28 protein-coding genes and 1 pseudogene are annotated in these 26344 nt (G+C 32.0%); 17 read left to right on the plus strand and 12 right to left on the minus strand.

Annotated elements, in window-relative coordinates; genetic code table 11:
• Positions 1 to 786, plus strand: a pseudogene (locus tag JM172_RS24935) (IS3 family transposase); the annotation flags it as partial.
• A gap of 482 nt (positions 787 to 1268) precedes the next feature.
• Here JM172_RS24935 and JM172_RS22035 read toward each other — a convergent pair.
• Entirely contained in the window at positions 1269 to 3689 is a 2421-nt protein-coding gene (locus JM172_RS22035; RefSeq protein WP_214484507.1) for a M4 family metallopeptidase, read from the minus strand.
• A 578-nt stretch (positions 3690 to 4267) separates the two neighbouring features.
• Here JM172_RS22035 and JM172_RS22040 point away from each other — a divergent pair.
• From JM172_RS22040 to JM172_RS22050, 3 genes are all read left to right on the plus strand, one after another.
• Positions 4268 to 4474, plus strand: a complete 207-nt coding sequence (locus JM172_RS22040) for a hypothetical protein (RefSeq protein ID WP_214484508.1) — start codon at positions 4268 to 4270, stop codon at positions 4472 to 4474.
• A gap of 273 nt (positions 4475 to 4747) precedes the next feature.
• Entirely contained in the window at positions 4748 to 5080 is a 333-nt protein-coding gene (locus tag JM172_RS22045) for a DnaJ family domain-containing protein (protein ID WP_214484509.1), read from the plus strand.
• A 484-nt stretch (positions 5081 to 5564) separates the two neighbouring features.
• On the plus strand, positions 5565 to 6971 hold the full coding sequence (locus tag JM172_RS22050) for an LVIVD repeat-containing protein (RefSeq protein ID WP_214484510.1): 1407 nt from the start codon (positions 5565 to 5567) through the stop codon (positions 6969 to 6971).
• Between the two features lie 523 nt (positions 6972 to 7494).
• On the opposite strand, the gene JM172_RS22055 is transcribed toward JM172_RS22050, so the two are convergent.
• The 3 genes from JM172_RS22055 to JM172_RS22060 all read right to left on the minus strand — a co-directional run bounded on the left by JM172_RS22055 (position 7495) and on the right by JM172_RS22060 (position 8782).
• The gene (locus JM172_RS22055) at positions 7495 to 7944 is read right to left on the minus strand and encodes a hypothetical protein (protein WP_214484511.1); all 450 of its coding nucleotides are present in this window, start codon (positions 7942 to 7944) and stop codon (positions 7495 to 7497) included.
• Between the two features lie 98 nt (positions 7945 to 8042).
• Positions 8043 to 8189, minus strand: a complete 147-nt coding sequence (locus JM172_RS25730) for a DUF8096 family protein (RefSeq protein WP_483297274.1) — start codon at positions 8187 to 8189, stop codon at positions 8043 to 8045.
• Between the two features lie 119 nt (positions 8190 to 8308).
• Positions 8309 to 8782, minus strand: a complete 474-nt coding sequence (locus tag JM172_RS22060) for a hypothetical protein (RefSeq protein ID WP_214484512.1) — start codon at positions 8780 to 8782, stop codon at positions 8309 to 8311.
• Positions 8783 to 9135: 353 nt separating this feature from the next.
• Here JM172_RS22060 and JM172_RS22065 point away from each other — a divergent pair, with 353 nt between their 5' ends.
• Positions 9136 to 9507, plus strand: a complete 372-nt coding sequence (locus JM172_RS22065; protein ID WP_214484513.1) for a hypothetical protein — start codon at positions 9136 to 9138, stop codon at positions 9505 to 9507.
• A 178-nt stretch (positions 9508 to 9685) separates the two neighbouring features.
• Here JM172_RS22065 and JM172_RS22070 read toward each other — a convergent pair whose 3' ends face one another.
• Positions 9686 to 9835: a hypothetical protein gene (locus tag JM172_RS22070; RefSeq protein ID WP_214484514.1), complete on the minus strand. Its 150-nt coding sequence runs from the start codon at positions 9833 to 9835 to the stop codon at positions 9686 to 9688.
• A gap of 227 nt (positions 9836 to 10062) precedes the next feature.
• On the opposite strand from JM172_RS22070, the gene JM172_RS22075 reads away from it, so the two are divergent.
• The 4 genes from JM172_RS22075 (at position 10063) to JM172_RS22090 (ending at position 11891) form a co-directional block, all read left to right on the plus strand.
• On the plus strand, positions 10063 to 10314 hold the full coding sequence (locus JM172_RS22075; protein WP_214484515.1) for a hypothetical protein: 252 nt from the start codon (positions 10063 to 10065) through the stop codon (positions 10312 to 10314).
• A gap of 71 nt (positions 10315 to 10385) precedes the next feature.
• Positions 10386 to 10616: an RNA chaperone Hfq gene (gene hfq / locus JM172_RS22080; protein ID WP_214484516.1), complete on the plus strand. Its 231-nt coding sequence runs from the start codon at positions 10386 to 10388 to the stop codon at positions 10614 to 10616.
• A 34-nt stretch (positions 10617 to 10650) separates the two neighbouring features.
• A complete protein-coding gene (locus JM172_RS22085; protein ID WP_352224022.1) occupies positions 10651 to 11532 on the plus strand; it encodes a thermonuclease family protein in 882 nt (293 codons plus the stop codon).
• 83 nt (positions 11533 to 11615) lie between these two features.
• On the plus strand, positions 11616 to 11891 hold the full coding sequence (locus tag JM172_RS22090) for an HU family DNA-binding protein (RefSeq protein ID WP_214484517.1): 276 nt from the start codon (positions 11616 to 11618) through the stop codon (positions 11889 to 11891).
• Between the two features lie 328 nt (positions 11892 to 12219).
• On the opposite strand, the gene JM172_RS25515 is transcribed toward JM172_RS22090, so the two are convergent.
• Entirely contained in the window at positions 12220 to 12402 is a 183-nt protein-coding gene (locus tag JM172_RS25515) for a YolD-like family protein (RefSeq protein ID WP_352224030.1), read from the minus strand.
• A 623-nt stretch (positions 12403 to 13025) separates the two neighbouring features.
• Between JM172_RS25515 and JM172_RS22100 the strand changes: the two genes are divergently transcribed.
• Complete coding sequence (locus JM172_RS22100; protein ID WP_214484519.1) at positions 13026 to 13748, plus strand: endonuclease/exonuclease/phosphatase family protein; 723 nt, start codon at positions 13026 to 13028, stop codon at positions 13746 to 13748.
• Positions 13749 to 13969: 221 nt separating this feature from the next.
• Here the strand turns inward: JM172_RS22100 and JM172_RS25520 are convergent, their stop codons facing one another.
• The 3 genes from JM172_RS25520 to JM172_RS22115 form a co-directional block, all read right to left on the minus strand.
• Complete coding sequence (locus JM172_RS25520) at positions 13970 to 14110, minus strand: IS3 family transposase (protein ID WP_214484520.1); 141 nt, start codon at positions 14108 to 14110, stop codon at positions 13970 to 13972.
• 470 nt (positions 14111 to 14580) lie between these two features.
• Positions 14581 to 14925, minus strand: coding sequence for a hypothetical protein (locus JM172_RS22110; RefSeq protein ID WP_214484521.1), 345 nt, complete (start codon positions 14923 to 14925; stop codon positions 14581 to 14583).
• Between the two features lie 623 nt (positions 14926 to 15548).
• A complete protein-coding gene (locus tag JM172_RS22115) occupies positions 15549 to 16115 on the minus strand; it encodes a cupin domain-containing protein (protein WP_214484522.1) in 567 nt (188 codons plus the stop codon).
• A gap of 1027 nt (positions 16116 to 17142) precedes the next feature.
• On the opposite strand from JM172_RS22115, the gene JM172_RS22120 reads away from it, so the two are divergent.
• The gene (locus JM172_RS22120) at positions 17143 to 17673 is read left to right on the plus strand and encodes a hypothetical protein (protein ID WP_214484523.1); all 531 of its coding nucleotides are present in this window, start codon (positions 17143 to 17145) and stop codon (positions 17671 to 17673) included.
• 165 nt (positions 17674 to 17838) lie between these two features.
• Here the strand turns inward: JM172_RS22120 and JM172_RS22125 are convergent, their stop codons facing one another.
• Positions 17839 to 18168, minus strand: a complete 330-nt coding sequence (locus JM172_RS22125) for a YolD-like family protein (RefSeq protein ID WP_214484524.1) — start codon at positions 18166 to 18168, stop codon at positions 17839 to 17841.
• A gap of 304 nt (positions 18169 to 18472) precedes the next feature.
• Positions 18473 to 18733 carry a hypothetical protein gene (locus JM172_RS22130; RefSeq protein ID WP_214484525.1) on the minus strand — a complete coding sequence of 87 codons (261 nt, stop codon included), beginning with the start codon at positions 18731 to 18733 and terminating at the stop codon, positions 18473 to 18475.
• A 578-nt stretch (positions 18734 to 19311) separates the two neighbouring features.
• On the opposite strand from JM172_RS22130, the gene JM172_RS22135 reads away from it, so the two are divergent.
• From JM172_RS22135 to JM172_RS22145, 3 genes are all read left to right on the plus strand, one after another.
• Entirely contained in the window at positions 19312 to 19743 is a 432-nt protein-coding gene (locus JM172_RS22135) for an S-Ena type endospore appendage (RefSeq protein WP_214484526.1), read from the plus strand.
• Between the two features lie 1731 nt (positions 19744 to 21474).
• Positions 21475 to 21675 (plus strand): hypothetical protein, encoded by a 201-nt coding sequence (locus tag JM172_RS22140; protein WP_214484527.1) that lies wholly within the window; start codon positions 21475 to 21477, stop codon positions 21673 to 21675.
• Between the two features lie 330 nt (positions 21676 to 22005).
• Positions 22006 to 22992 carry an LNS2 domain-containing protein gene (locus tag JM172_RS22145; RefSeq protein ID WP_214484528.1) on the plus strand — a complete coding sequence of 329 codons (987 nt, stop codon included), beginning with the start codon at positions 22006 to 22008 and terminating at the stop codon, positions 22990 to 22992.
• 401 nt (positions 22993 to 23393) lie between these two features.
• Here the strand turns inward: JM172_RS22145 and JM172_RS22150 are convergent, their stop codons facing one another.
• Complete coding sequence (locus JM172_RS22150) at positions 23394 to 23801, minus strand: RDD family protein (protein WP_250886834.1); 408 nt, start codon at positions 23799 to 23801, stop codon at positions 23394 to 23396.
• A gap of 491 nt (positions 23802 to 24292) precedes the next feature.
• Here JM172_RS22150 and JM172_RS24940 point away from each other — a divergent pair, with 491 nt between their 5' ends.
• The 3 genes from JM172_RS24940 to JM172_RS22160 all read left to right on the plus strand — a co-directional run bounded on the left by JM172_RS24940 (position 24293) and on the right by JM172_RS22160 (position 25988).
• A complete protein-coding gene (locus JM172_RS24940; protein ID WP_250886835.1) occupies positions 24293 to 24409 on the plus strand; it encodes a hypothetical protein in 117 nt (38 codons plus the stop codon).
• Positions 24410 to 24449: 40 nt separating this feature from the next.
• Positions 24450 to 25325, plus strand: a complete 876-nt coding sequence (locus JM172_RS24945) for a beta-propeller fold lactonase family protein (protein ID WP_250886836.1) — start codon at positions 24450 to 24452, stop codon at positions 25323 to 25325.
• Between the two features lie 390 nt (positions 25326 to 25715).
• Positions 25716 to 25988 (plus strand): hypothetical protein, encoded by a 273-nt coding sequence (locus tag JM172_RS22160; RefSeq protein ID WP_214484530.1) that lies wholly within the window; start codon positions 25716 to 25718, stop codon positions 25986 to 25988.
• Positions 25989 to 26344 lie beyond the last annotated feature (356 nt).

The following is a 26344-nucleotide window of genomic DNA, read 5'->3' on the forward strand; positions in this document are numbered from 1 at the left end:
ACATATTATCAATCATTAAATAAGGTTGAATCAAAACGTGAAAAAGAAAATAGACAAATCACTGAGCGAATGACAACCATCCATAAAGAGAGTAAAGGACGTTATCGGGCTCCAAAAATTCACCATCAACTAACAGAAGAAGGAATACACATCAGTTTGAAACGTGTCCAACGTTAAATAAAAAAAGCTAATATCCACTCTATTGTTAAAAAGAAATTCCGTCCATATAGTTCAAATGAGAAAGTTGTAAATCGAGAAAACATCTTGAAAAGAGATTTTTCAACTTCATCAATTAATGAAAAGTGGGTTGCAGATATAACTTATGTGCATACGGTGAAAGACGGATGGTGCTATTTAGCATCGGTTATGGATTTACATTCGCGAAAAATTGTCGGCTATTCCTTTTGATCGGAAATGACAACAGAAGTCGTAATAAAAGCTCTAGAAAACGCTTATGTAACTCAATTACCACCCGAAGGGTTAATTCTACATACTGACCTAGGTTCACAATATATAAGCCAAGCATTTACTGATCGTATTAAATCTTATGGTATAACACACTCCTTTAGTCAAAAAGGATGCCCTTATGATAACGCCTGTATTGAATCATTCCATGCTATATTGAAGAAAGAAGAAGTAAATCATGTTCAATATCTAGACTATTATACTGCCAATATCGCCATCTTTGAATTTATCGAAGCTTGGTATAACAGAAAAAGAAAGCATAGTAGCATTGCTTATAAAACACCTCAAGCAATAGAAGAACTATTCAAAGACTCTGCATAGAACTTAATCTTTTTGTGTCCAAGATATTGACTCAAGTCCAGTGTATTTAAGATCTGCAGAGATTCATGAGTATAGTTTAAAATTACAATGCTGATACGTTTGAAAAACGAGGTATTAAAGAATAAGCAATATTAGGTAGTACAACTAAAGTTGCCTCAAAGGTGAACGATGAAGGTTATAGATATAAAACTGGAAGGAAATATAAACCAGCAGATTTCACTGATATTATTACTTTTTTGGATAATATTAGTACCATGTCTTAAAATTTGTATAAATCGGTAATTTAAACTACTGGTGATTATTATTGTAAAATAAATATAAAAATTTGCAAGAAAGATGATGATGTAGATAATCTATTTTGGGTCATTATTTGACTCTTTATATACAACAAGCACTCCAAATAAAAGTGCTTGTCATTTTTACAAAAAATTATCTTAAATAAAATAACTACTGATTTACTCAAGCTAAAATCTTATAAGCTATTAATCAACTATTAATGAGTCATTAAGATATTTAACTTGATCTACGATAAACCCATATGCTGTAACACTTTCATCAGACACTAACACCACACTAATCTCATCGCCGTCTGTCTCCACCCAAAAATCTTCATGAGTACCGTCATAACTAGCAATAATATTTCCATCCTTATCTTTTACATGAACAAAATCATAATCTTTTTCAGTTTCAATATAAGCAAAATGCACAGCTACTTTTTTGACTCCAGATTTTTTAAAGGTAAACCCGTCATTATACAAGTTAGTGTATGGATGAGGAGTTTGATAATCTACCATTTCATAGAACCACTTACTGCCTTCTGGTACCTGTTCTTCTGCAATCACAGGGTAAGTTGCAGTAATTGAGTACGGATTAATACTGTTTGCACCATTCCACCCTACAACTTCAACATAAAATGTTCCTGGTGATGAAGTAGAATAAACGACTGACTCATCAGAAGTCTCAGCTTCCACAGATTTTCTGAGAATTTGTCCATTACTATCATATAGATAAAGATCATAATCAAGTGGGACATTTGTCAGATTAACAGTAATTTGACCAGCTTTTTCTACATTTAAACGATAATAATCTATATCTGTACCAGAAGAAATTGTGAAAGAATAAGTTTCACCTGGATCTAATTGATATGATGCCTCCAAGGTATCGTTCGTATCAGCAACACTACCAATACCTACAGATGCATAACCTTTTGCAACCTCATTATATTCCAAGCTACCATCACCATATAAGTCTTCAGAAGCTTGTAATAGTGCATTTCGCGCATCAATGAACTGTGATTGAGAAGTTAAATATTTTGTTAGAGCACGGTAATATATCTTTCCAGACTTATCTAGTCCAATCTTTGTTGCAATGTTATAAAAGGCTTTATTTGGAATTCCACTGTTGATGTGTACTCCTCCCCAATCACCTTCTCTAGTAACAGGTAAATTCTGATAGTTATTCATGTGAGCAGGTTGATTATATAATGTTGGATTAGACATACTTCTCAATGCATCGCCATCTACACCTGGAGTATAGACATCCTCTCCTAATAACCAATCAGGTGACCCTTCATAATCTGCCTCTACTAAAATTCCAAACACATCAGAGAATGATTCATTTAATGCTCCTGATTGTGATTGATACTCTAAATCGGCAGAAAAGTCAGTAACTGCATGTGCTAATTCATGTGCCACTACATCTAATGAGCCTGATAATGGATCAAACGTTGTGCCATCCCCATCACCATAAACCATTTGTGTACCAACCCAAGCTGCATTGTTCCACCCAGCATTTAAGTTGTCAGGGTCTCTAACATGAACGCTTGAGACGATATCACTTCCTTTATCGTCATAACTATTTCGATTATGTTTATCTAAATAATAATCATAAACTACTCCTGCATAATAATGTGCATCAACAGCTGCATTTTGGTTAGAAGAATCAAAGTTATTATCTAAATCTGAAACAATTGAACCAGTCTTCCATCCATCACTTGCATCATGTGTTCTAATAACACCATCTAATAGAATTGGTTCAGTTGTATCATTTGTTAACATGGGTTTTGTAGCATCGATCAAATAGAAAGATCCATTCTCAGAATAGGTATTAATAGTTTTTACATCACCAAAAACTCCTGTACCGCTTCCTGTTTCTGCCGCATGTTTAATAAGATTATAAGATTTTAGTACATCGCCGTTTTTTGCATCAATGTAAAAAAATTCTCTTCCAATATACGGTTCCAAAAATTGAAGCTCAACTATATAGACTGGTGTCCATTTATTTTCGTGGTTATAAAGATAAAGGTCACTTTTTGGTTCAGCCGTATAGGTATTACTTTCTGGTAAGAAAGTAAGTTGTTGTTCAGCAACTTCTATTGCACTTTTAGGTGATAGTTTGATAGACTTACTCCATTTTTTGTTCAATAATTTAGGTTCTACTTGTCCGTTTAAAGAAGTTACAATACCACTTTTATCGGTATGTACTATTAATTCAGCACCATAAACGGGTATCCCATCAATTTTAAACTGAGTGCGATAGTGTGTCATGCCAAGGTCATCTGTGTCGGTATTAATAATTTCAAAATTTCCATCTTCAATATTAAATATATCTTTACTTTCTTCGAGAAAAGCGGAAATATCCATATTTCTATCCGATAGTTTACCAGAAATGTAACGAGGAACACCTTTCTGTTCATCCCACGAAATTTTAAATTTACCATTTGCTTTTAGTGTTTTCTCTTTCATTTTATTTATTTTCTCTTGTTGTTTGAGCTTGTCTTTTACCTCATTAGAAGCTTTTTCAGTGAGTGACTTTGCTGAAACAACTCCAATAGTCGGTGTAAATAATGTCCCAAATGCTAATGAAGTTGCTAGTAGTGCTGAAGCTATTTTTCTCTTTTTCATTTTTCCTCTCCTTATATGTTTGATTTTAGTGATATAGCAATATAAACCAATTAATTACATATTAATAATTGGTTTTCTTGCTTTAAACCATTAAAGTTAAATACAACACTCCTCCTTTCATGATGTAATGATTTTATAATATTTCGATAAAATATACAATATTTCGACAAAATATTAGGAATATTTACTTAGATGAAATGTTCTGTCATTTTCAAAAGAAATTATACTAAAACCTATAGATATAAGTACTAAACTCTAAGTCTTTTTTAAATTTTTACCTATCTTTACTTAATTTTCATGAGATCTCATAATTGCTTCGTAAAATTGAAAGTTGAATACGATTAATTCCTTTTTTGTTAAAGGAAAAAATACAATAAAATATCCATTTTATTTCAACAGTTACAATTGAAATTCTTTGGTTTAGTACACTTAACTTAATGGATGTAGTGTTGAGTAGAAATGTTACTTTTTTGTCCGTTTTTGCAACTTTTACATGCACTTATTCGTATTACATATATCAATGATGTTTTTAACTATTCAACTAACGGATTGTAATAAAAGGGATAGGAGTTGAAATTATGCCTTTATGGTTATTTGTTATAGGTGTTTTTGGTGGACTATTAGTTATAGGTGTTATTATTGATTACAGAGTCAAGAAAAAGAATAGAAGTATTGAACCTGAAGAAGGAATTAAAAATGCTTCGAAATCTCAGCAAATTTATACCGAACAATATCTTGACCAAGTAAGAAAAAACATGGGAGATGGAGATAACAATTCACTTTAAGCTAAATACAACTGAAATTATTGGGTTTTATTTAGTTAGTTTAGTTCAATTACTTATTTAGTAAACAAAAGTGATATTATGTCCAGCATTGAGGTTCAACTAATGCCATAATCATTTAATTTCTCTTTACAATTCGTATGTATTACATTTTCTTTGGTTGGGACAACCCTTGCATTAGTTCTCTTTATAACAATTTTAATGTCATCCAAACTAAAATATTTTAGCGGGAATGAGAAGGAAGTTAATGATTAAGTAAAAAAATGGAGGAATCATATGGAAAGAAAATATAATGATTTAATAGGAGATATTTTAAAAGAAGCTGAGGAAAAAGATAACTATAAGGGGAAAGGTAAACCAATATCTAAAGAGTATTTAGAAATAGACACATATCAACGCTTTCAAAAAATAGCATCTGATGCGGGATTTCTACCTCCTTGGTTAAAATTACAAAAAGAAATCTCTCAATTAGTACATTCTTGTAAAACAGAACAGGATGTCATAGTCATTAATGAGAAAATTAGTAAACATAACAGGATATGTCCTAGCCCCATGCTAAAAAATCAAATAAACCTGGATGAATTGGAAAAAGCCAAAAAAATTTGGTGATTTTCTGTATACATGTTTAACAATCACCCGAGAATCCCACTGTTTCCGTAAGTTATCAGCTTGCCCTAATGCTATCTTTTTTTTATGAACTTTTTTGGAGATAATGATGGCTCTACTCTAATTTTGTCGGTACTATGCATGTTAAATGGAATTATTGCGATTGGGGTTTCTGAGATTCTAAGTAGACTTAAGAAAACATAATAATTAATTAGGTTATTTGGGACTGAAGCCAGTCCTTTTTCTCTTTGTAATCTGAATGATTACTTTTTCTATAAAAGCTATATTTTATTGTAAATATGTTTTGATAAAGTGAGTCATTATTTCATGTAAAAAACCTTCATTTATTTATAATGATATAGTCCTCTCGTTTCATTTCTAGTAATACTTTAACTAGTTAGAGCTTTTTGTGAAAAAAACAAAATAACGCATTTTTCTATGAATAGTACATAAGATTAAAAATATTTTAAATAATAAGGAGGAAGAGATGAAAAAGAAATTTCTTAAATTCACCTTAACTGGAGCGCTGATATTCTTAATGACTGGGCAAGTAGTTGCACATGATGAAATAGGAGATGTAAGCGTTGAAAAAGGGGAGAGAACGAATTATGAGAATTTAGCAGTTCCAATTTTAGAAAGGAGCAAAAACCTTAAGTTTTTGAAAGAAGTTGCTACTCCTCAAATGAAAATTGTTAGAGAAGATGGTAAGGAAAATTCATATGCAGATGTTTATGCACACAAAGGCTATGCTTACGTTGGAACACATAGGAGAAATGGTGGAAATGGTGGGGTAAGAGTGTTTGATCTTAAGGATCCTGAGAACCCAAAGGAGGTGGCTGTTTTTGCAAACGATGCCATTCCTGGTACTTGGCAGGAAAAGGTTATTGTCAAGTCAGTAACTACTCCTTACTTTCATGGAGATCTGGCGGTTGTTTCGGTTCAGCAAATGTCTCGTAACAACCCAGAGTCAAAAGGAGGCTTTTTATTATATGATGTCACAAACCCAGCGAATCCCCAAAAACTTGGTTTCTGGGAAGTAACCAAGAAAACGAATGGAACTCATGAATTATATTTAACAATGCAAGGTAATCGTGCAGTTGTATTGGCTGCTAATCCTTACGCTGATTATTATAGCAATGGTGAGGAAAGAGATTTTCAAATTGTTGATGTGAGTGATCCAACAAAGCCAGAAACCGTTTGGCAGTTTGATCCTAGAACATTACCTGAAGTATCTGAGACATTTAATGGATACCATTGGGAGTCTCCAGATGGAAAAATAAGACCTCTGTTTAATCATAGTACAATGGTAGATGAGACTGGAAAATTTGCTTATGTTTCAATGTGGGATTTAGGAACCGTTATTTTTGATATTCAAGATCCCACAAACCCTATCTTTTTCGGGCGTACTGAATTCGCTTCTAATCAACAAGGTTCTGCTCATTCATCCACGTTAGCAAAGGGTGGTACAATTTTAATTGAGACTCGTGAGGTTTATGCGCCAGTAAGAGAGGGGTATGAACAAGCTTATGGATATACACGTATCTTTGATATAAAAGATAAAACGAATCCAAAGTTATTAAGTGAATTTACGACTGATTTAACGTATGACATTCCCGATACTAATAATGTTACATTTGCTAAGACAGTTCATGACCCTAAAGTAAGAGGAAACACACTTTATCTCTCATACTACGCAGGAGGAGTGCTTGCAGTAGATATTACAGATGCTAGTAATCCAACAGAAATTGCACGTTATACACCGGAAAATTCTGATATTTGGGGAGTGTTTGTTGATCGCAACTATATTCTAGCTTCTGATATTGGAAATGGATTGAAAGTACTTCAAAAAAATAACAGTGTAACCAGCCGTAATTACAATATTTTACAGTATTGATAGATGTGAGAGTTTAACTAAAAGTAATATAAGCAAACCCTCTCTTTTAAGGAAGTAATGTATAACACTTTTTGTAAACAGTCTGTTGTAAAGTAAATAACAACTCTGAATTATGTATCCCCTCTAATCTCGATCATTGGATAAGAGGGGCTGAATGTTAATAAATTAATGTTAAATTTGTAAATCACATTTGAAACGTTAGGGTACTTCACTCACAGAGAAAAAAGGAAAATTTATATAACACAATGATTATTTATTGAAGTGATTAAGGACTGAAACTAGTCCTTTTTTGTTTATAAAAACAAAGCTCATATTAGTACTGAATTTGATTTCACAATAAAAGTTACATTTTATTATAGGTAGCTATGCTTCTATAAACATAATTGATGATTCCACTTAAACAGAGGATCCCAAATTCATTTCATATACCTACAATATTTGTACTTTTATGGATGGGGATAAACCCCATTACGCATTATATAAAACAAAAAAAGTAGCTAACAGTGATCCTACATTCTGTTAGCTACTCCTCAAGATATTTAAACTGTATTTTTCCTTTAAATGTAGACTTTATAACTACATTAAAAGTTGATTCATCAATATCCTTGCCTACCTTTTTATATCTGATTTTTAATGAGTCAGGAGACCGTGAAAGGATATTCATATATATATCAGGGCTCTGAATCCTTTGCTGGTCGTTAAATTTTAAATTCGGATCAAGAGATTTCTTTTCAAAAATATAATGATTCGGATTAGAATTAAGAATAATTAACTCATTATTTGAAAAAGGTGGAAGTTTATTAGAAAAATTCACTGTAATTGTTATTGTATCTTCATGTTCTTCAATAGATTTGTTGACTACTAATTCATTGAAGGTATCTTCAAAATAATAGCGTTCATAAAGATAAAAGCCGAACCAAAAAATATAAAATAAAGCAAATAATAATATTATTATACTTAATTTTTTTCTCATAAATTCCTCTTTTAAGGTAGGTTTTAAAGTTGGATTTTAAGGAATATTTTCAAGTACAAGATTAATTGTATTGCAGAAAATCCTCCAAATGGATAGAACTATAAACTCTTCTTCATTCCACAATTATTACACTCACGTAAGAAAACATAATCCTTTACAAAACTTTTAAAACTTGTTGAGTTACAATTGTCATAGCGATCACTAGCTTTGTCGGGGAATTCTTTGTAGTTGTATACTTTAGTCATATTACATCACAACTTAAAATGAATTTAACTATTTTATAATAACAGATTATAAAACGTTAATTTGAAATAGTTGGGGTGAAAAAATAGGTGAATACAAGTAAAACTGATGAATGGAACTTTTAAAAAACAGTTAAATTCATAGCACGAGTCCGAACAAATGCATCTCTGACATCGCCTTGCATTTCAGCCGCAGAAGCCATTAGAAATATAGTATCGGCAGTTAAACAATTCATACCAAAAGTAAAATTAGGAGCAGTGCTATGTTCTACTTGGAAATCTGATTCAAGTTGAACGCCACTTACGGTATCTGCTAAAATTGGAGAAACTTGAATTCTATTGCCTTCAAACATTGCAGCTAAACGATAATTTATTACAAATTTATAAGAAACAGGTTGGGAAGGTAGAGTATCATTTACTGCTGGTAATGCTCCTATAAAAAAATTCGACTGAAAACTTCCATCAATCTTCACTTGTCTACCTTGAACGTATTCAGGTAATTTTAATTCTAAAAGGGTAACCTCGTTTCCATCGTCAGGCAATAATATTGCTCGTTCTTCTTGAACAGCAAATAGCTGTGTAACATTTTCGGTCATGACACATCATTCCTCCACTTTAAAATTTTAATCGAAATTCCACCGCCAATTGATTGTTATGTATGACATAGCTATTCCTATACCAAATATTTGAAAATGAATATGTATGAGACTAATAAAATAATTCTAGGGAAGCAGTATGTAGATGTTCTTGTTTTCTCTATTTATTAGTTTAGTATACTTTCAATAAAAAGATAAATTGTTTCCAGCATCATGTTAAATTACAACCGACTCAATATTTACAAAATCATCTCTAAGCAGTTTGTCCAAGCATATATTATTTAATTGAATAAAATATTCTGAGATTCCTTTTAAAATTGAGGAATGGATATAATATTTTGGAGGTGAGTACATTGTCTGTATGTATTGATACAACTCTACCTGATTTCCTTTTAGCTAATCAGCAATATTCCTATCAATCATGTGACCTTTCAACAGAACCAGATACTGGTACAGAAGTGAGAACATTAATTTCATTAGGGAACCCAAAGCAAGTAGGACAATTCGAGGTTAAAGTGTTGGTTAATGATACATTTGTTGAAGTAGACTTTGATGAAAACGGTGTGTTTTTATCTAACCCAACGATTCTTGATAATAAATGTAGTCAGTTTCTCATTACATTTTTTGAAGAAGATAATTATAGATTTCAAGTGACTGTTTTTAGGATATCAGATGGGAAAGAGCTTGCGGAAGAAGTTACAAATATCAGAGTAGCAGACTGTTAAAAAAATTGCGGGAAAAATTTCAAGACTTTTGAAAGATTAAACAGTTTTATTGAAAAAAGCCCTAGATTATTTGAATCTAGGGCAGAAAGAAGGGGAAAAACTTATGAAAAATCATCATATTAATTATTGACCAAATGCAAGCAAGATAAACATGATTTTTAAACCTCAGATAAACGACTTATCTTTGACCTATTATGTGCATTTCACCTTTCCCATCTATACGATATAGAATCCACTTAACAATCCATACCTCATGATAATTATCTAACTCATATAATTTGCAATCTTCTATTACTCCCGTTCGTGTAAATCTCCTTGTTTTCTTCATATGTATCTCCCGTTAGATAGAGAAGTATTTATATGAATAGTTTCCCAGAATACTAGATTAAAGTCTGAATTGTTAAGCTTATATTTTATTAAATATAATGTATTTTCATGTCTTATTTTAGAGGATATACCAAAATTATGTAGAAAATATTATTGTTGAAGGAGGAGAAGGTAAGTGGAAAAAATTAAGATTTCAAAGCTGATATTATTCTTTATTACTTATCATCATTGAAGTTTAACGGTGAATTTGATCAACCAGGGTTTCCTTTTTCATACGTTTATACTTCAAACAATAAAATATTGGAAAAGCTAGAATCAAAGAGGCACTTCGACAAAATTAAAGATTTATTTGAAGTGAATAATATAGACGAATTAATAGAGAAGTTCGAAGGTTTTAACAACCTTATAAGGAAGGATATCCAAATTCTTTTAAAGGATACCGGAGATAAAATTTCATATAGATTATTCAGAAATAGTTAATTACAGATAAAATGACCATTTTATTTGGTTAAAGACTACATATGGATTATACAAAGGAAGAGGGTCAAAAAATGAAAAGTAATAAAAGTCAAATCAATCAACAAGATACTCAACTTTTAGAAGCGAAAGAAAATCAATTGCTTGTTACAATTATTTTGGTTGGGGGCTTTCAGTTTAGATGTAAGGTAATCGATTTTGACATCTTCACTGTACTTGTAGACGTAGAAGGGAAACAACAGCTAATATATAAACATGCTATTTCTACTGTTGTGAATAATACAACTACTAAAAAACAAAGATGATTATTAATGATTTATAGATGTGGTGGGGGATATCGTGAAGAAAAATTGGTTGTTAACTATTATAGGCTTGTTGCTATCTATATTCATTGCTGGTTGTACTAATACGTCAAGTTCAGCACCATTGGACAATATATCAGAAGAAAAGATCGAAACAACAATAGAAAATAAAGATAATGAGAAAGAAATATTAGCTGAACAGGATGAACAAGCTAAAAAACAATTAGAGGAACTTGAAAAAGAAAAAGAGCAAGAAGAATTAGCTCAACGTTTTCATTTAGAAGTAGCTACTGTTAGTAGAATTGTAGATGGTGATACAGTTGAATTGACTGACAATAGGAAAATACGTTTGGTTGGTGTAAATACTCCAGAATCGACGTCTAAAATTGAAGAGTATGGAAAAGAAGCAAGTAAATACACACAATCACAATTAGAAGGAAGACAAGTGTGGTTACAAAAAGACGTATCTGATACTGACAGGTATGATCGTTTCTTACGTATTATTTGGCTCGATATTCCTACAGATGATATGGATGAATCAGAAATAAGAGAAAAAATGTTTAATGCTGATTTGGTCATTAATGGTTTTGCAGAGCCTTCTACATATACTCCAGATGTAAAATATAGTGATTATTTTATCAAGTTTGCAAGGGAAGCGCGTGAAAATAATACCGGACTGTGGGCTTTCGGAGAAAACGGAACTACCAAAGGCGATCTAGATGGAGAAAAGGAAGCTTCAAAAATAAATTCAACATCTACTCAACAAGATTATGATAGTTCATCAAACGAAGTAGGCGTAGAATCATTTAAAAATTGTACAGAACTTAAAAAGATACATCCAAACGGAGTTGGTTCCGACCACCCTGCATATGCATCTAAACATGATCGTGACAAAGATGGCTGGGCTTGCGAAAGCTAGTTAACATGATCGAAAAGGGTATTTATCTTATAACTATGTATCTGATAAGATATAAGTCTGTTACATAGAAAGGTGGAAATATAATGAATAAAACAGAATTTATTAACGCAGTTGCTGAAAAAGCAGAACTTAGCAAAAAGGACGCAAGCAAAGTATTAGAAGCAGTAACCAACTCAATTAGTGAAACACTAAAAGATGGTGACAAAGTTTCTCTTCTCGGCTTTGGAACATTTGAAGTACGTGAAAGAGCAGCTCGCAAAGGACGTAATCCACAAACAGGTGAAGAAATTGTAATCGCAGCAAGTAAAGCACCTGCATTTAAACCAGGTAAAGAGTTAAAGGATGCTGTGAAAATCTAGTCAAAACCTTGAAAAGTCTATCATAAGATAGGCTTTTTTCTGTTACATCAACACAATGAAGAGATAATAGGGTGGTTTGAAGCTTCAATATTTGTAGGACTGAAACTTGGAGATAATACCAAGGGCAAAAATAATAGAAGAAAGATGGAAATCGTCACCTTTAGTTACAACAGAAAAGAGTATTATATTGTTGCATTTATAAGGTTTATAATAAAAAGACCATTTTTATTATGAATGGATACATTAATAACTATGAATTAACATATATTAACAAAACAACACGATTGACTACCACGACAAAAAGAGCCCTGCAGAGTATGTAGGGCTGTTATATTATTTGTACATTAATAATGTCTTCAAATTTAATTATATGTATTTCATCGAATTTATCGGTTACTCTAATATGCCTATGGTATTGATCTATAAAATGAATATATCCCATACATGGCTTAAAAGCCCCGTTCTCAAAATATGTCACAGTCACTTCTTGTGTAAACTCGAGTGCTTCCAGGACTGTACTTTAAATTTCCTCTATCTCATGCTCATCTAAGTCAGGCTTTTGCACCTTATAATAATCAGCCTTTGCTTCATTCATCATCTTCATATGTACCGGTTGTATAACTGCGGATACCTATTTTATAATCCCTCGATTTTTCAAACGTATCATCTCTGTACTTATTGTATACGAAAATACGTTCGTTTAATAAAGAAAAAAATTACAAAAATATAGTGTCCTGTCCACACATTTAATATAGTTAGCATAAGCGATTTTTCTATTAGGAGCAATAGCAAGTGGAGTTTCATCGACTGAAATTGTTGAAATTAGAGTATGGGTTTTCACATCAATTACTAATGTAGCCATATTTATATAACTCTTCATTAGATGATTAATAAAAGAATATGAGAGAATTTTTAAAATGATGTCAGTCAAGTCGTTTGATATAAAAATAAAACTTGAATTTTAATGAAATGGGGGTTATTGTGGCTGCTTTTTACAAGTGAACAAATATATTAAAATGATGATTTTACCTGTTCGCGTTTTAAATTGTATTAATATAGTAAGTTATCAGTACAAGCACTTTCTCTCTTTTCACATATAATGTTGTGAATAATTAAGAGAGGAGTTAGAAATAAATGAAAACAATGAGTTTTAATATTCTTGCTGATAGAAGAACTTGGAACAGTCGTAAAGATGGCATTATTAACAAAATTCTCGAAATAGATCCTGATATTGCAGGACTTCAAGAAGCTTTGGCAACTCAAAGAGTAGATTTAATCGATGGACTATCTGACTCATACGATTTAGTTGAGTTTAACATTCCTGGTAACTATGATAACCCTATTTTAATAAGAAAAGACTATTTTACAATTCTTGATTCAGGTTTTGTTGAAGCTGCTGAGTGTAATTTTATACGCTATGTTACGTGGCTGCTTTTAAGAGAAAATAACTCATGCAATGAATTCTATTTTTATAATAATCACTTCTGCTTTCAGCCATTATCAAGCAGAGAAGAGCAAGCCATCATACAAGCTGAAACAATTAATCAGCATCAAATGCAGTCATGCAGTAATGATTATGTCGCCATTGCAGTAGGAGATTTTAACTCGAATAGGAATAGCTCTGTAATGCAATACCTGTTGGATCAAGTTCCAATTGAAGGCATACCTAATCCAGTAAATTTAGTGGACACATGGGATGTTGCAAACCCTAATGTAGCCAAGCCTCCTACAACAGATCGAGGAGCAGCCATTGATTGGATTCTTACACTTTCGGGCACAGATGTTACTGATGCAACTGTAGAAAACTCAGATGGATTTTCCGATCATTTTCCAGTAACGGCTACGTTTGAATTTTAGAAAGCAAATGAAGATAACCTAGCTTTTTAGGATATCTTCTTACATAGGATTTATCCATTAAATTTAATCAATAAAACGCAATAAAACGCTCTATTTTAATTCAAATCATTTGCTAGTGTGATAAGAATGAGGCCTATATAAGCGATGGCTATTCACAAAAAATTGTCGGCTATTCCTTTTCATCGGAAATGACAACTGAAGTTACAACTTTCTCATTTAATCTAACAATAGAGTGGATATCGGCTTTTTTTCATTAATGGTTGGACACGTTTCAAACTTATGTGGATTCCTTCTTCTGTTAATTTATGGTGAATTGTTAGAGACCCATAATGCCCCTTACTCTCTTTATAGATGGTTGTCATTTGGTCAGTAATTTATCTATTTCCTCTTTCATGTTATGGCGCATAGCCTTTTTTTAGATTTCTTTCTCCTCTTCAAGATGAAGCACTTGTTTTTGTATCTTTGAAGCATCATCAGCCGTAATGCTAGAACCATCTTCTGTTTCAATATGAGTGTATTCTCATATTCCTATTATAAATGGTTACTTCAGCTACACCATATTCATCACTAAGTTCTTTAACTAAGCTACCAGAACTAAAAGTTTAACGATATCTTCTTGAAATCTTGAGAATATTTTTTGCCTGTATTATTATTTCTCGTATAGAGACAACCACCTTTTGTACATCTTATGTACTTAAGGAAGTTGTGTCCATAAAACAGTTACATGTTAAATATAATATGTTTTATTAAAAAGTACGATTAAGCTATGACACAATAAAACTCTCATTATAGCTAAATAAATTCTAGCCCCTAACAAAGAGGAGCTAGATTCTTAAAACGGGTTATTACTTTTAGGTTTACCACAGGTTAAATCTACAATATCATTGTTAAATTCCAATTCAGTTAGGTCGTCAAGATTATCTACACATTCAAACTGTTGAGGTGGAAGTAGATCAATTAACAATAAAAAAACTTCCATAGTATCTTTACCGTTAGGAGGAATCTCTACAGTTTGAACAAAAGCAGGTGTGTTTGCAGGGAATAGGCTAGTAGTCAAAATTTGTTTTGCCTTCTCTTCATAACAATCTAAAATACATGCGAATCGATCCAGAGAACCTGGTTCAAATTCATCAATGCAATCTCTAACACATGCTAAAGTTTCTTTCCAAGTTGCCATAATATGCCTCCTTGCATACTGAGAAAATCAAGTTATGATTTACAAAAACAATATATGTAAACGAATTTAATATGTGCTGCATATAAAGTAAATTAAGGGAAAGATAAAAAAACGAGTATTTTATATGAAGGTTAATAGAAAACTGAATGGCATGATTTATTAGATACAATGCACCTTATGGTCAAAGTGAAGATATATTGTCAACTTGTTTTAAATGTAGGGTAGTATTGTTATTCTCCCCCTCTACTAATTTCCCCTACTCAAACGATCGTTAGTAAAAATCAATTCCGTGCATTAGCTGTTTGATTCCTAAATAACCAGTTGATTCTCTTTTAAAATGACCTCGATGCTAGGTCAGATGAATAACTTAATAAATATACCAAATATAGGTTTACAAAAAGTGTAAGACATCCAAATTATCTATGCATAATCTATAAACACAAACCTTGTTGCGTGTTCTATTTTTTCAGTGAATGCTTATAAAAACACATCTTTGTTTTACTAGGTAGTTATTTCTGTTTCTTTATACAATTCTAGTTATAACATGTTAGCTAAGTATAGCAGTGACCTGGAGAATCCTGGTCACTGCTATGAATTAATTTTTATAGAATCGTTTTGTTTTATTAGTTTTCTGGAGGAGGCCCTATTATTACACCATCTGTTCCTTCAATTGGTGCAAGAGCTCTGGAAATTAAATTGGGATCTATATTATAAGCATTTTCATACACTGCAGGAGGTGTTCTTGTTAGTGAGACTGATCCTTCCGTAGACTCAAATTGATCATTATTAAAAAATAGAACTAATTTAGTATCATCTTCAACCGCTGAAATCCAGTGCCACCATCCCATAGGAATGAAAACTGTTTGACCAAATTTATCCAAAGTATATGTTACTAATTGTGGAGTATTGGGGTCTAATACAGAAATAATGACCTTTCCGGAAACAAGAAAATCTACTTCCCATGCATTTGGATGCCAGTGTGGTTCCCTTATAAAGCCTTTAGACAAATTTAAACTTACAACAGCCCCACCTATCATGGAGGGATTTTGTGTTGAAGTTAAAGCAAATGCAATATTTTCAGGATTTCGTTCAAAAAATACATTTTGGTTTATATCAAAAAAGAGGTTAGGTGTTCCCTTGCCTGTAATATTTCGGTTATCTGTGACATAACCAGAAGTTGGGTTTGTCAAAACTTCACCATCTTTCATAAAATTTAATGATTACTGTCATATTCTATTCTTTAATTCTAGTAATGTGTGTATGTTTGTCCTATGTGCATTTCATTAATTTGAATCACAAAAAGTGATAGTTGAAAGCCGTATTCTAAGTAAAGGGTGGATTTTGCGAAAAGTAATATCAGCAATTAACGGTATACAAGAATGCTATAGGAGTTTAATAAACTGTTAGAACTAGTAAATTTGGATTGATATAAGAACTAATTATTATGATTTGTAGATAATGAGGAGATTTTCGGTTGACTACCTTGTTATCATGATGAAGATTCCATTTTTGTATACAGGAATAAAATTGATGTTAAAAAATTGTAAAAAAACATGAGGATTTTACTTAAATTAGACTTCAATTGTTTGTTAATCTCTCTAAAACGGTAATTCATAAATACTTACCATGTAATCTTCTTCAAGATAAGCATAATATCTAGTATGGAGGTAAAAGGTTGGAATTGTGTGAGGAAGTATGACAGTTTAATTGTTCAATAATTGAAGCAAATGATTTCAATCAAGATAATGTAAGTGACATAGTTACATAAATATGGAGGTTTTATGTATTTTGAAATACTTAATTGCTGGTTTGCAATGAAATGACTTAGTAACTTGAATGAAGTGTAGCCAATCCAAGTAATAGGGGGTAAAATAGGTGATATAAAATGAAGTGTAATTAAAGTTATTTTCATCACATAAGTACATACAAAGATTCAAAAATGGTTTTAATATTTGGAAAAAAATCAAATGCTTGGTGCAATTTTGCATGAAAGCATAAATACTAGCTAAGTTTGAAAGGTACGAACATTACGGAAAGATGGAAAGGGATAAGAAAGTAAGAGCATGTGTGTAACAAAAACAACTTAAAAAAATATTCCATGTTAACAACTAGTAAATTAATTGATTTTCCATAAAATGTACAAACCAACTATCCCCTTTTTTAGTTAATAACAATACTTATATAGTGTACAAAAAAAAGAAAGGGTTGGAAACATTTATGGGAAAAGAAGTGACATTTTGTGAACCTTCACAAATAATAGCAGAGCCAGTTGAAGAATTAGATTGTATAACATTATGTAACGTAGCTGTTAAAAAAGAGAGAACATGTAGGAGTGAAGAAGAAATTATTTGTTGTTTAGAAACATGCAATGATTTTCCAATTGTTCGTATAGATGATTGTAGAGCATGTTTTATAGATTCTTGTTGTGAGGTCAAAGAGGATAGTTCAATTACTGGATTAAAAACAGCAGATGTAAGTGCTACTTTCCAAATTTCGGTGTTAGTTCAAACTCAAGCACCTAGTGGAGAATTATGTCCTGCAGTTTGTACGAGAAATATTACTGTAGACATCCCTGATGTATTTGAGTCTTGTGAAATCAAAAACTGTAGAGTTGTTGAAGCTAGGGCAGAATGTAGAGCTGATAGGTTTGAAGGATGCGAGATATTTGTTTTTGTTGAAGTGGATATTAGAACTGAAGCATGTGTATTAGAAAATGAAGTTAAAGTTGCAAGGTGTTTATTTGGGTAACAAATATGAGTACACTCCAGTATTGAGCTGGAGTGCTCTTATTTTTAAAAGCAACAATTAATGCGAAAACAGCCATATAATAAGATAATCCTTACTCAAAATAACATATACCATTATAGGTAGGTTTTTTTTGTGTTAACTCTGTAGGGTACATCATGATGTTTGTTATATTATTTGTACATTAATAATATCTTCAAATTTAATTATATGTATTTCATCGAATTTATCGGTTACTCTAATATGCCTGTGGAATTGATCTATAAAATGAATATATCCCATACATGGCTTAAAAGCCCCGTTCTCAAAATATGTCACAGTCACTTCCTGTGTAAATTCAAAAGCTTCTAGGACTGTACTATTAATTTGCTCTATCTCATGCTCATCTAAGACAGGCTTTTGCACCTTATAATAATCAGCCTTTGCTTCTTTCATCATCTTCATATGTTCAGGTTGTATAAATGCGGGCATCCATTTCATAATTCCTCGATCTTTCAAACGTATCACCTCTGTACTTATTATATACGAAAATATGTTCGTTTAGTAAAGAAATAAGTTATAAAAAATCTAGTTATCTTTCCTCACAAATAATTGGGAATAATATATTTTGTAGTCGGATAGGAATTTCCAACTTAATTACCTGTATTTAGTGAATAGAGGAGTTAAAGTTTTGCATTTATCTATCATATAGTTCGATAAAGAAAAGTAAATTTTGTCTCAAATCATTATAAAAATCTTAGACAAACTGAAAGAATACCCAAATTCGAGTACTCTTTCAGTTGTAAAGAATAACAATATATATTTACTTAACCCAAGGTGGTTTAGGTTTAGGGTCTTCTTCTTTACAGTCGCAGAATACTAAAGTGAATAAACTCAGAAATCTGCAATCTGCATCGTCTGTTGCATCACTAATCTCAAGCATTCTCTCAAATTGCTTAGCAATATCAACGTTAGTTAAACTATCAATGGCACCTTCAACTTTACCAGCAATATCATAATCCTCTTTACAAGAATCACAGAATGCTAAAGTGAATAAACTTAAAAAAGTACAATTATGAGCCATGTTATTCCTCATCCTCTCAATTAATTAATATAAATATCAAATTTATAGTATGTCTCATAAAGCTCTTATGTGTAGATACTAGTACATAATATAAGAAATGTATTTATACCTATGAGGCAGAGTGATTACTGAAGTGTGAAAACAATAATAATTATGTCTGAGAGTCTGTAGCACTAATGTTAAAATAACAATTACCTAAAATTGAAAAGTTCATAATAAATTCAATATTATAGTCCTAAATTATTACATTTATGTGATAAATTAGAATATGGTTATACATAACCATATTTCTCTTTTTCATTTTTCTAATCCCTAGAATTATCTGGGGATCTTTTTGAGTTAATCAACATAATGGATGTTGTGTCTATTAATCTCTAACTGTGTAATGTCAGTTAAATCCTATTTATAAAACTCAGTTGTGTTGGCAACATGGTTACAGATAAAATAACGATGATCGCTGTACGTTCCAGTTTACTTGTTGACGTCAGTTCACCAAAGAATTTTTACTTACCCGTCTAATCAAAAATATATAACTTTGCATACAATACTCCAAACAAATGATGAAAAGAGGTTCTTTTATGGGTGCCTATGTTTCAAAATCCTCCTGTTGCGGAAGTACCAAGACGCTCAGTACGGAAAAGATAGCTTGCTGCGATTGTCCGATGGAAATTGATTCGCGAAGCGGAAATATCAACCTTACTTGTGGTCAATCTATGCCGATATTTGGTGGGAATTTTAGAGGACTATTGTCCGGGTCAATTTCTGTAGGAGAGGATTCTGCCTGTGGCCTTCGTGTTACTATCACGACAAACGGTGTAGATGTTGTACTAGATATCCCTCTTCCAAATGATCCGGAAAATAGCAATACTTTAAGTATTGCATATACAAATGTATCTAATATCACAGTTGCCTGCATGAGTGATGGGGGAGGAGATTGTTTTGGTGCATATTCTTATAAGCTTATAGATAGATGTATCAGTCCATCGTTACCTAGCCCTCCTCCACCCTAATCTGCAGTTTTGACTTAATAAATCACCCTCAAACGAATTATTATTCTTCAAGGGAGATCGTTTGTATTTCTATTAGACGTTATAAATAACTTACTGATAAGATATTTGCACTTAAACAGTTTATGAAATAAGGGGAATTTTCTTATTCTCCTTCACATCTGTATCTGCTTTTTCTCATTAACTCATTCCATAGCAGCTGATGAGCTTGAAGTTGTATCAAAGAGAACTCATTTAGTAATGAAACGGGATTTAACAGAAATGTTCCGAGTATCCCACTCCATGAGGGTATAAAAGTGATTAACTGGAAAATGGAAACTCAAGAAGAGGACGAACAATATCTTAAAATTCTATTAATTTTACACAATATCTATCGCCTCTTAAAGCTGAAGATGACTTTGAAGGAGAATCTTGGAGTTTAAACCGGTTAAGATGGACAAAAGGTGGACAAAAAATAAGCCGTTGAAATATACTGTTATCCTTAAAAACATACAATGTATTTCACTGACTGGATGATATAGTTTCTTATAATTAACTAGTTTGTTGAAAAGTAGTGACCTTGATAGACAATAACAATGATAATTTTCCAATAATCATGACTGTCAAGCCAAGAGGAACTCTCAACTACACAAGCAGTTTGCCATCTGGAGTAAAGGTGGCGAATAATGGAAATATCCTCATCAGAATAGTGGTAATTTTTACATCAAAGACGACACAGCTCTTTCGTCATTGCTAGCTTAGTTAGCGAGTTTTCCATTGAAAGATAGGTTGGGCAGATAAACATGATCTACAACAGGTAAAGTAGTGGTCACAGTTTTCACATCAATCACTGTTGTCGTCATATTCGAACTTCTCTGTTATATAATTATTACTATAAAGATATGACAAGATTAGTTTGAATGATTAACTGAAACAACAACTCTTACTTAAGCTGGTAGGAATAATTGAAAAACAAACTCTAATGACAGGTTGTTAATTTCTTTTATTTAGCTCCTTTCGTATACTTTGTTCTTTTTTTCAGTCACATATGTATTAATTTTTATAGCCTTTAGTGAAGAAAAAATACCGGTGTTTAGCACGAATTACTAAAAGCAACAATTAATGCGAGAGCAGCCTTTTATGATGTTTCTTTTTGATTTGTTAACACATTGATAAGGAGAGAGGATATGAAGAAGTTTTTGAACTTGTACGGTTTTTTGCTTTTTACTTTATCCCTTACATTGTTGGGTTTGCTTCTTTTAATGAATAGTGTTAATTATGGTTCAGTTACTGCAAATAAATACTTGAGAGAGAAAATGGGAGGAAGTATGAATTCTGAAGAATTCTTAATCATTAAAGAGGGATACTTATATTCTTATATTACACTAGGTGGAGTAATGTTTTTCGTGGGGCTCTTATTTTTTTGTCTATGTTTATATATAATTTTTAATAAATATAACAAAAGTCACCAATAAAAAGAACTATCATAAAACATAACGTTTTTTATTTAGAATTTTTTTGAAAAGTTTGTTGCTGTTGCTATTAAATTACATTCATACGAATCTGTTTAATACGTGTGTTAACGTTGTACAGTTGAAAAATGTACCTTAGAATGAGCTTTAAAACTAAAAAGTATAGTAAAATTTTGCATTTGTATATTTGAATGCAGGGTTTTTTTGTTTTCGTAAACTAGTATCCAAGCTATTTTTTTATACATGAATACTATGAAATTATCAAACAAAAGGAGGTGAGTTTATGTCTGTTGAATTAGGACAACCAACTATTGAAATTGTAACAGATGTAACACAAGCAGATGTCGGAGTAGGACTAACTGAAACAGCAATTACGGGGTTTATTGACATTGAGAAAGTAATTATAATAGGTGATCGAGTTGTCATAATAGAAAAGAAATTGCCATTTTCGTATTCAATTATTACCGGAGTTTTAGAAGGATAAATGAAAATAATCAAACGAGACTAGGGTTGGAAACAGCCCTAGTTTAACTTAGTAAACTAAATGATTCACTTGTATACTAAAGTCTTAAAGTAGTCTTTTTTTTGTAAATAATCAATTTTATTTCTTCAGGGGTTCATGAATAATAGGTAAACTCTTCTCACTTATTCGTAGAGTAGGAGAAAGGGAAAAACTATAAATAAGTATTAGCAAATTACTCAAATTTTGAAAATACAAAAAATTAACAATAATCTGTAGTTTGTGTAGTGTATTCTATGATACGATTGAGTAGTTTAGTAGGAAGCAAAAAACATATAGAAAGGATATGGTAGAGTGAAAAAAATCATTTTTTCATTAATCGTCCTAGTACCATTCATTATTACACTAAAAGGTCAAGTATACGCTTCAGAGAATTCTAGTGAGCTATATTTTGACTTAGCTACAGATGCTTTTCCTAGCATTGAACCGGAGGGGTTTAACGGTTTTTTTAATCAATATTTCATAACAACTCATACTCCACATCATAATGGCTATGACAAAATCTATAACACGACTGAACCACAAGTAATAGAAGGAAAATTCCAATATGGTGATATAAGAAAAGACCTTGAAGGCGAATGGGTTTCAATTTATTTATGGTCATTTGCTGAGGACGATGCTATTTGGAGAAAGATAGGTAGGGAAAAAACTAATTCAGATGGTCGAATATTATATAATATCCCTGAAGATCAAAAGTTAGATAGGGGGTTGCACCTAGTTAGATTACATGTTGAAGGTGATGCAACCTTTACAAATATGTTTATTAAAGTCATTGACCAAAATGAAAAATTTGTTGTTTTTGATATTGATGGTACGTTGACAACTGATGACCTTGAGTCGGTAAAAGAGTATGCTGATGAATATTTTTCAGAGACATATCGGGCAGAAATGTATGAAGGTGCTAATGAGGTTGTAAAATTTTATGTTGAACAAGGTTACAATATTATTTACTTAACTGCTAGACCATATTGGTTATCAAGTGTTTCACAAAAATGGCTGATTGATTATGACTTTCCATTTGGATTGCTACATACGTATCCGGGAGGATCTTTTGCTAATGACGCAGCTGGCTATAAAGAAGACTATTTACTAAGTGTATTGAATAGAGGAGGCTCAGTAGACTTTGCTTACGGAAATGCTTTAACAGATATAGAAGCATATTTAAATATTGGGTTAAGTAACGATCAAGTATTTATTATCGGGGAGAATGCAGATGTAGAGGGAATTACACCTGTTAATCATTATCCAGATCACTTAATGACACTTAGAAATCTCCAATAGACCTAATAGAGCAAATATTAACGAATATTTGATCTAACTATTATCATGCCTTGAGAACCTATGAAAATCATACCGTGGACGAAAAAAAATTACTTAGTTAAAACTCATTTTCCGATGTGTACCTGGAAATTTGTTGCAGTTCCCTCATTGCTATTGTTTCATCGTATTAATAACAGAGAGGTAGCTATCAAATCATCAAAGTTCGGTGAGTTTTACATCACTAACAAAGAGTGTGGTGTGGAAACATTCACATAGTAATTTAAGCAAAATTACCTAGATGATTGTTACCTTGATTAGTAATAAATTCTGCCTAAGGGATGGTGGTGACAAGAAAGAAACAGAATTACAATAATAGGATTGTTTTTTTGGGTGAGGGCACAAGTTCATGTACCCGGGTATTTTTATACTTTTTCTGGTTTATCATTAGTTACATATGTACCTGCGATAAAGTCATGAAGAGAACGACAATCTTTACGAATTAACACCATTAATATGCTAATTAGCAAACCAATTCCTATTGTTAAAATATATACATATTGTGCAAGGAACGTTCGCATGAACATGGTGAATAAAGTAACATCAGCACCATTCTTTTTAATAATTCTAATACCTGATAGTCTTTTTCCAACATTGTAACCGTACCAAAGTACTGGAGCTAAAAATATATATAGGACGAAAATAAAATCAATATGTAATAGATCTATCCCAATAAGATAATGACTGAAAATAGCAAGTGGCAAGTATACACATATAATATCTAATATTAAAGCTCCTAAACGCTGAAAAAATCCTGCTGGATTATTGACCATCATAAACACACCTCGATCCTACATCATTATAAACCTTATATAGGGTGCATAATAGAAAAATAGGATTGGTAAATAATACAGCAAACAAGGATTTACTTTTTATTGAGAAAATTCATATTCAATCTCGTAGATTATCAATGAGTATCTAATGATTCAAATCCGTACATCTACACTTCTATTACCCCTATATGCTAAAAATATTGCTCGTTCAAAATTTAGTAATAGTCACTACATTAATAGTCCCCGTGGCTTAATTTATCTCTTGAATTTCTTATACACTTTTCTATATTTATAAGACTTATTTATTTGCAGTTGTTGACATGTTTCTTAACCGTTATTTTGTTGATCATTGAAGCAAATAGTTAGATGAAAAAAATTAGTACAAAAGGCATGACCTTATTCATTTTCGATCAAATTTTCCTTTATCGCAAATTCATTTATAAACCTGTCGCGCATACACTGAACTATAACAACTAAAGGAGGTCGGTACAATGGTACTGGCTTATGTTGCAAATGGAGATGGCACCGTGTCTGCTATCGATACTAAGAAGAATTCCGTGATCGCTACAATATTTGTTGGAAATCGACCAAATAATAATCACTCCTGACGGCAAATTTGCTTATGTTCTGAAAACCGATAGAGATTTTATGGGCACTGTATCTGTAATAGATATCAAAACACATTCAATCATTGCTACAATACCGATAAATAATAATGCTAACTTTCAAAATAATATCGCCTTTACTCCCAGTGGTAAATTAGCGTATGTCACGAACCTTGGCTCGCGTAACGTATCAGTTATTGACACTAAGACGCACTCGGTCATTGCTACTGTTGATGTTGAAATAGAGCCAAGAAGTATTGCTATTTCACCTGATGGTAAGTTGGTCTTTGTTTCTAAATCTCGGAGTGTGTCAGTTATTGATACAAAGACTCACAATGTGATTGCTACTGTTCCTGTTGGAGATTTTCCGAGGGTTATAGCTATTGTACCGGGTGGGAAACTACTCTATGTTTCAAATAATTCTTCAGGAAATATTTCCGTCATAGATACAAATACTCACTCGATCATTGCTACTGTGACAGTTGAGAATATGCCAAGCAATATCGTATTTACACCAAATGGGAAAATGGCATATTTATTAAATGGAAACCAAAATGCCATAGGTTCAGTATCTGTAATCGATGTTAAAACTCATTCTGTAATCGCTACAATTCCAGTAGGGAACACCGAAGACCTACCAAATGATATTGCAATAACATCAGAAGGGAAATTAGTGTACGTAACTACTTTATTCGGAGACGAAGTAACAGTTATTGATACAAAAATACAATCAATCATTGCGACAGTTCAAGTAGGTCGTTTTCCAGCAGATGTCACCTTCACACCCGACGGAAAACGAGCATATGTTGCGAATAACCTCGGTGCTACAGTAACAGTAATTGATGTAAAAACGCATTCTGTAATCTCAACTGTTAGCGTTGGTACTAATCCTCAAGCAATAGCAATTACACCACAATGAGCGCCAGCAAATATGCTGGCTTTTCGGTAATCATGATAAATAGAAATACGACTTTAAATAAAAGAAAGTCTTTAATAAAGGATTTTTCGTAAACATTGTTACTATTGTTATCAATTTAGTACTATAAAAGGTAGTTTTAATTGTTTCATCGTTGTACAGTAGAGAAGATGCTAGGTTTACTTGTTAATACGAAAAGCAACTATCAATGCGAAAAAACAGCCTTAATAAATGTGAAGAGTTTAAGGACAATAAGGCCTTAGGTTTTTGGACTGACTATATTGGATTTGAAGAGGATGATGTTAAGAATTACACAGACTAATGATTGTTATACAAATAAAAAATGCCAAGGAGTTTTCTATTGTGTTTTTGTATATAGGAGGGTGAAATAAAATGAAAGCTTTCTTTCTGTTATTTGTATTAATTTTCATTATTGTTGGTATTGTAAAGAGTAAAAATAAAGATTATCTTAGGTTGAGTGGCATATCTCTAATAACCATATTTACTCTAAATGCTCTATCATTATCGAATCATCAACCAGTTAATAATGCATATTTGGTATTCTTTTATCTATCTGATGAACAGGTAGATTTATTAATTCAATTCTCTATTGGTTTAGCTTTAGTCGGGCTAATTATGTACATTTACTCTGATTATAAAGAATAAGTGATAAATACCCATTACTCTTTCTGAATGATCATCCTCGAATTTAAGGTTAAAGTAGAATACATTCCGTTATAAATTGCTCCTGAACAAATAAGAACAACGCCTACACTTGCGAGGTAGAACCAATTAAAGCCTTCCGAAAGAATGTTCAGAAGCTTACCAAATGCAGCGCAAGCATAAAAATCATCACTAAATAGATCAGTATGTTACTTAGTCTTTTTATAACATCTGCTTCTTAATTAATAACCTTATATTAATTATTTACGTTTAGGAGTAGGAGAGGAGTCATCGTTTCTAATGTTCACTAATGAAATTCACAGCTTTGATAGTCACATATGTGTTTGATATAGGATAGG

The sequence above is a fragment of the Bacillus sp. SM2101 genome, from assembly GCF_018588585.1.
GTDB classification, from domain to species: domain Bacteria; phylum Bacillota; class Bacilli; order Bacillales; family SM2101; genus Nanhaiella; species Nanhaiella sioensis.

What these genes read in the sequence shown, in the direction of transcription:
- JM172_RS22035 (WP_214484507.1), bottom strand. Translation starts at nt 3,689, where the DNA reads ATGAAAAAGAGAAAAATAGCTTCAGCACTACTAGCAACTTCATTAGCA.
- JM172_RS22040 (WP_214484508.1), top strand. Translation starts at nt 4,268, where the DNA reads ATGCCTTTATGGTTATTTGTTATAGGTGTTTTTGGTGGACTATTAGTT.
- JM172_RS22045 (WP_214484509.1), top strand. Translation starts at nt 4,748, where the DNA reads ATGGAAAGAAAATATAATGATTTAATAGGAGATATTTTAAAAGAAGCT.
- JM172_RS22050 (WP_214484510.1), top strand. Translation starts at nt 5,565, where the DNA reads ATGAAAAAGAAATTTCTTAAATTCACCTTAACTGGAGCGCTGATATTC.
- JM172_RS22055 (WP_214484511.1), bottom strand. Translation starts at nt 7,944, where the DNA reads ATGAGAAAAAAATTAAGTATAATAATATTATTATTTGCTTTATTTTAT.
- JM172_RS25730 (WP_483297274.1), bottom strand. Translation starts at nt 8,189, where the DNA reads ATGACTAAAGTATACAACTACAAAGAATTCCCCGACAAAGCTAGTGAT.
- JM172_RS22060 (WP_214484512.1), bottom strand. Translation starts at nt 8,782, where the DNA reads ATGACCGAAAATGTTACACAGCTATTTGCTGTTCAAGAAGAACGAGCA.
- JM172_RS22070 (WP_214484514.1), bottom strand. Translation starts at nt 9,835, where the DNA reads ATGAAGAAAACAAGGAGATTTACACGAACGGGAGTAATAGAAGATTGC.
- hfq (WP_214484516.1), top strand. Translation starts at nt 10,386, where the DNA reads ATGAAAAGTAATAAAAGTCAAATCAATCAACAAGATACTCAACTTTTA.
- JM172_RS22090 (WP_214484517.1), top strand. Translation starts at nt 11,616, where the DNA reads ATGAATAAAACAGAATTTATTAACGCAGTTGCTGAAAAAGCAGAACTT.
- JM172_RS22100 (WP_214484519.1), top strand. Translation starts at nt 13,026, where the DNA reads ATGAAAACAATGAGTTTTAATATTCTTGCTGATAGAAGAACTTGGAAC.
- JM172_RS25520 (WP_214484520.1), bottom strand. Translation starts at nt 14,110, where the DNA reads ATGACAACCATCTATAAAGAGAGTAAGGGGCATTATGGGTCTCTAACA.
- JM172_RS22110 (WP_214484521.1), bottom strand. Translation starts at nt 14,925, where the DNA reads ATGGCAACTTGGAAAGAAACTTTAGCATGTGTTAGAGATTGCATTGAT.
- JM172_RS22120 (WP_214484523.1), top strand. Translation starts at nt 17,143, where the DNA reads ATGGGAAAAGAAGTGACATTTTGTGAACCTTCACAAATAATAGCAGAG.
- JM172_RS22130 (WP_214484525.1), bottom strand. Translation starts at nt 18,733, where the DNA reads ATGGCTCATAATTGTACTTTTTTAAGTTTATTCACTTTAGCATTCTGT.
- JM172_RS22135 (WP_214484526.1), top strand. Translation starts at nt 19,312, where the DNA reads ATGGGTGCCTATGTTTCAAAATCCTCCTGTTGCGGAAGTACCAAGACG.
- JM172_RS22140 (WP_214484527.1), top strand. Translation starts at nt 21,475, where the DNA reads ATGTCTGTTGAATTAGGACAACCAACTATTGAAATTGTAACAGATGTA.
- JM172_RS22150 (WP_250886834.1), bottom strand. Translation starts at nt 23,801, where the DNA reads ATGGTCAATAATCCAGCAGGATTTTTTCAGCGTTTAGGAGCTTTAATA.
- JM172_RS24940 (WP_250886835.1), top strand. Translation starts at nt 24,293, where the DNA reads ATGGTACTGGCTTATGTTGCAAATGGAGATGGCACCGTGTCTGCTATC.
- JM172_RS24945 (WP_250886836.1), top strand. Translation starts at nt 24,450, where the DNA reads ATGGGCACTGTATCTGTAATAGATATCAAAACACATTCAATCATTGCT.
- JM172_RS22160 (WP_214484530.1), top strand. Translation starts at nt 25,716, where the DNA reads ATGAAAGCTTTCTTTCTGTTATTTGTATTAATTTTCATTATTGTTGGT.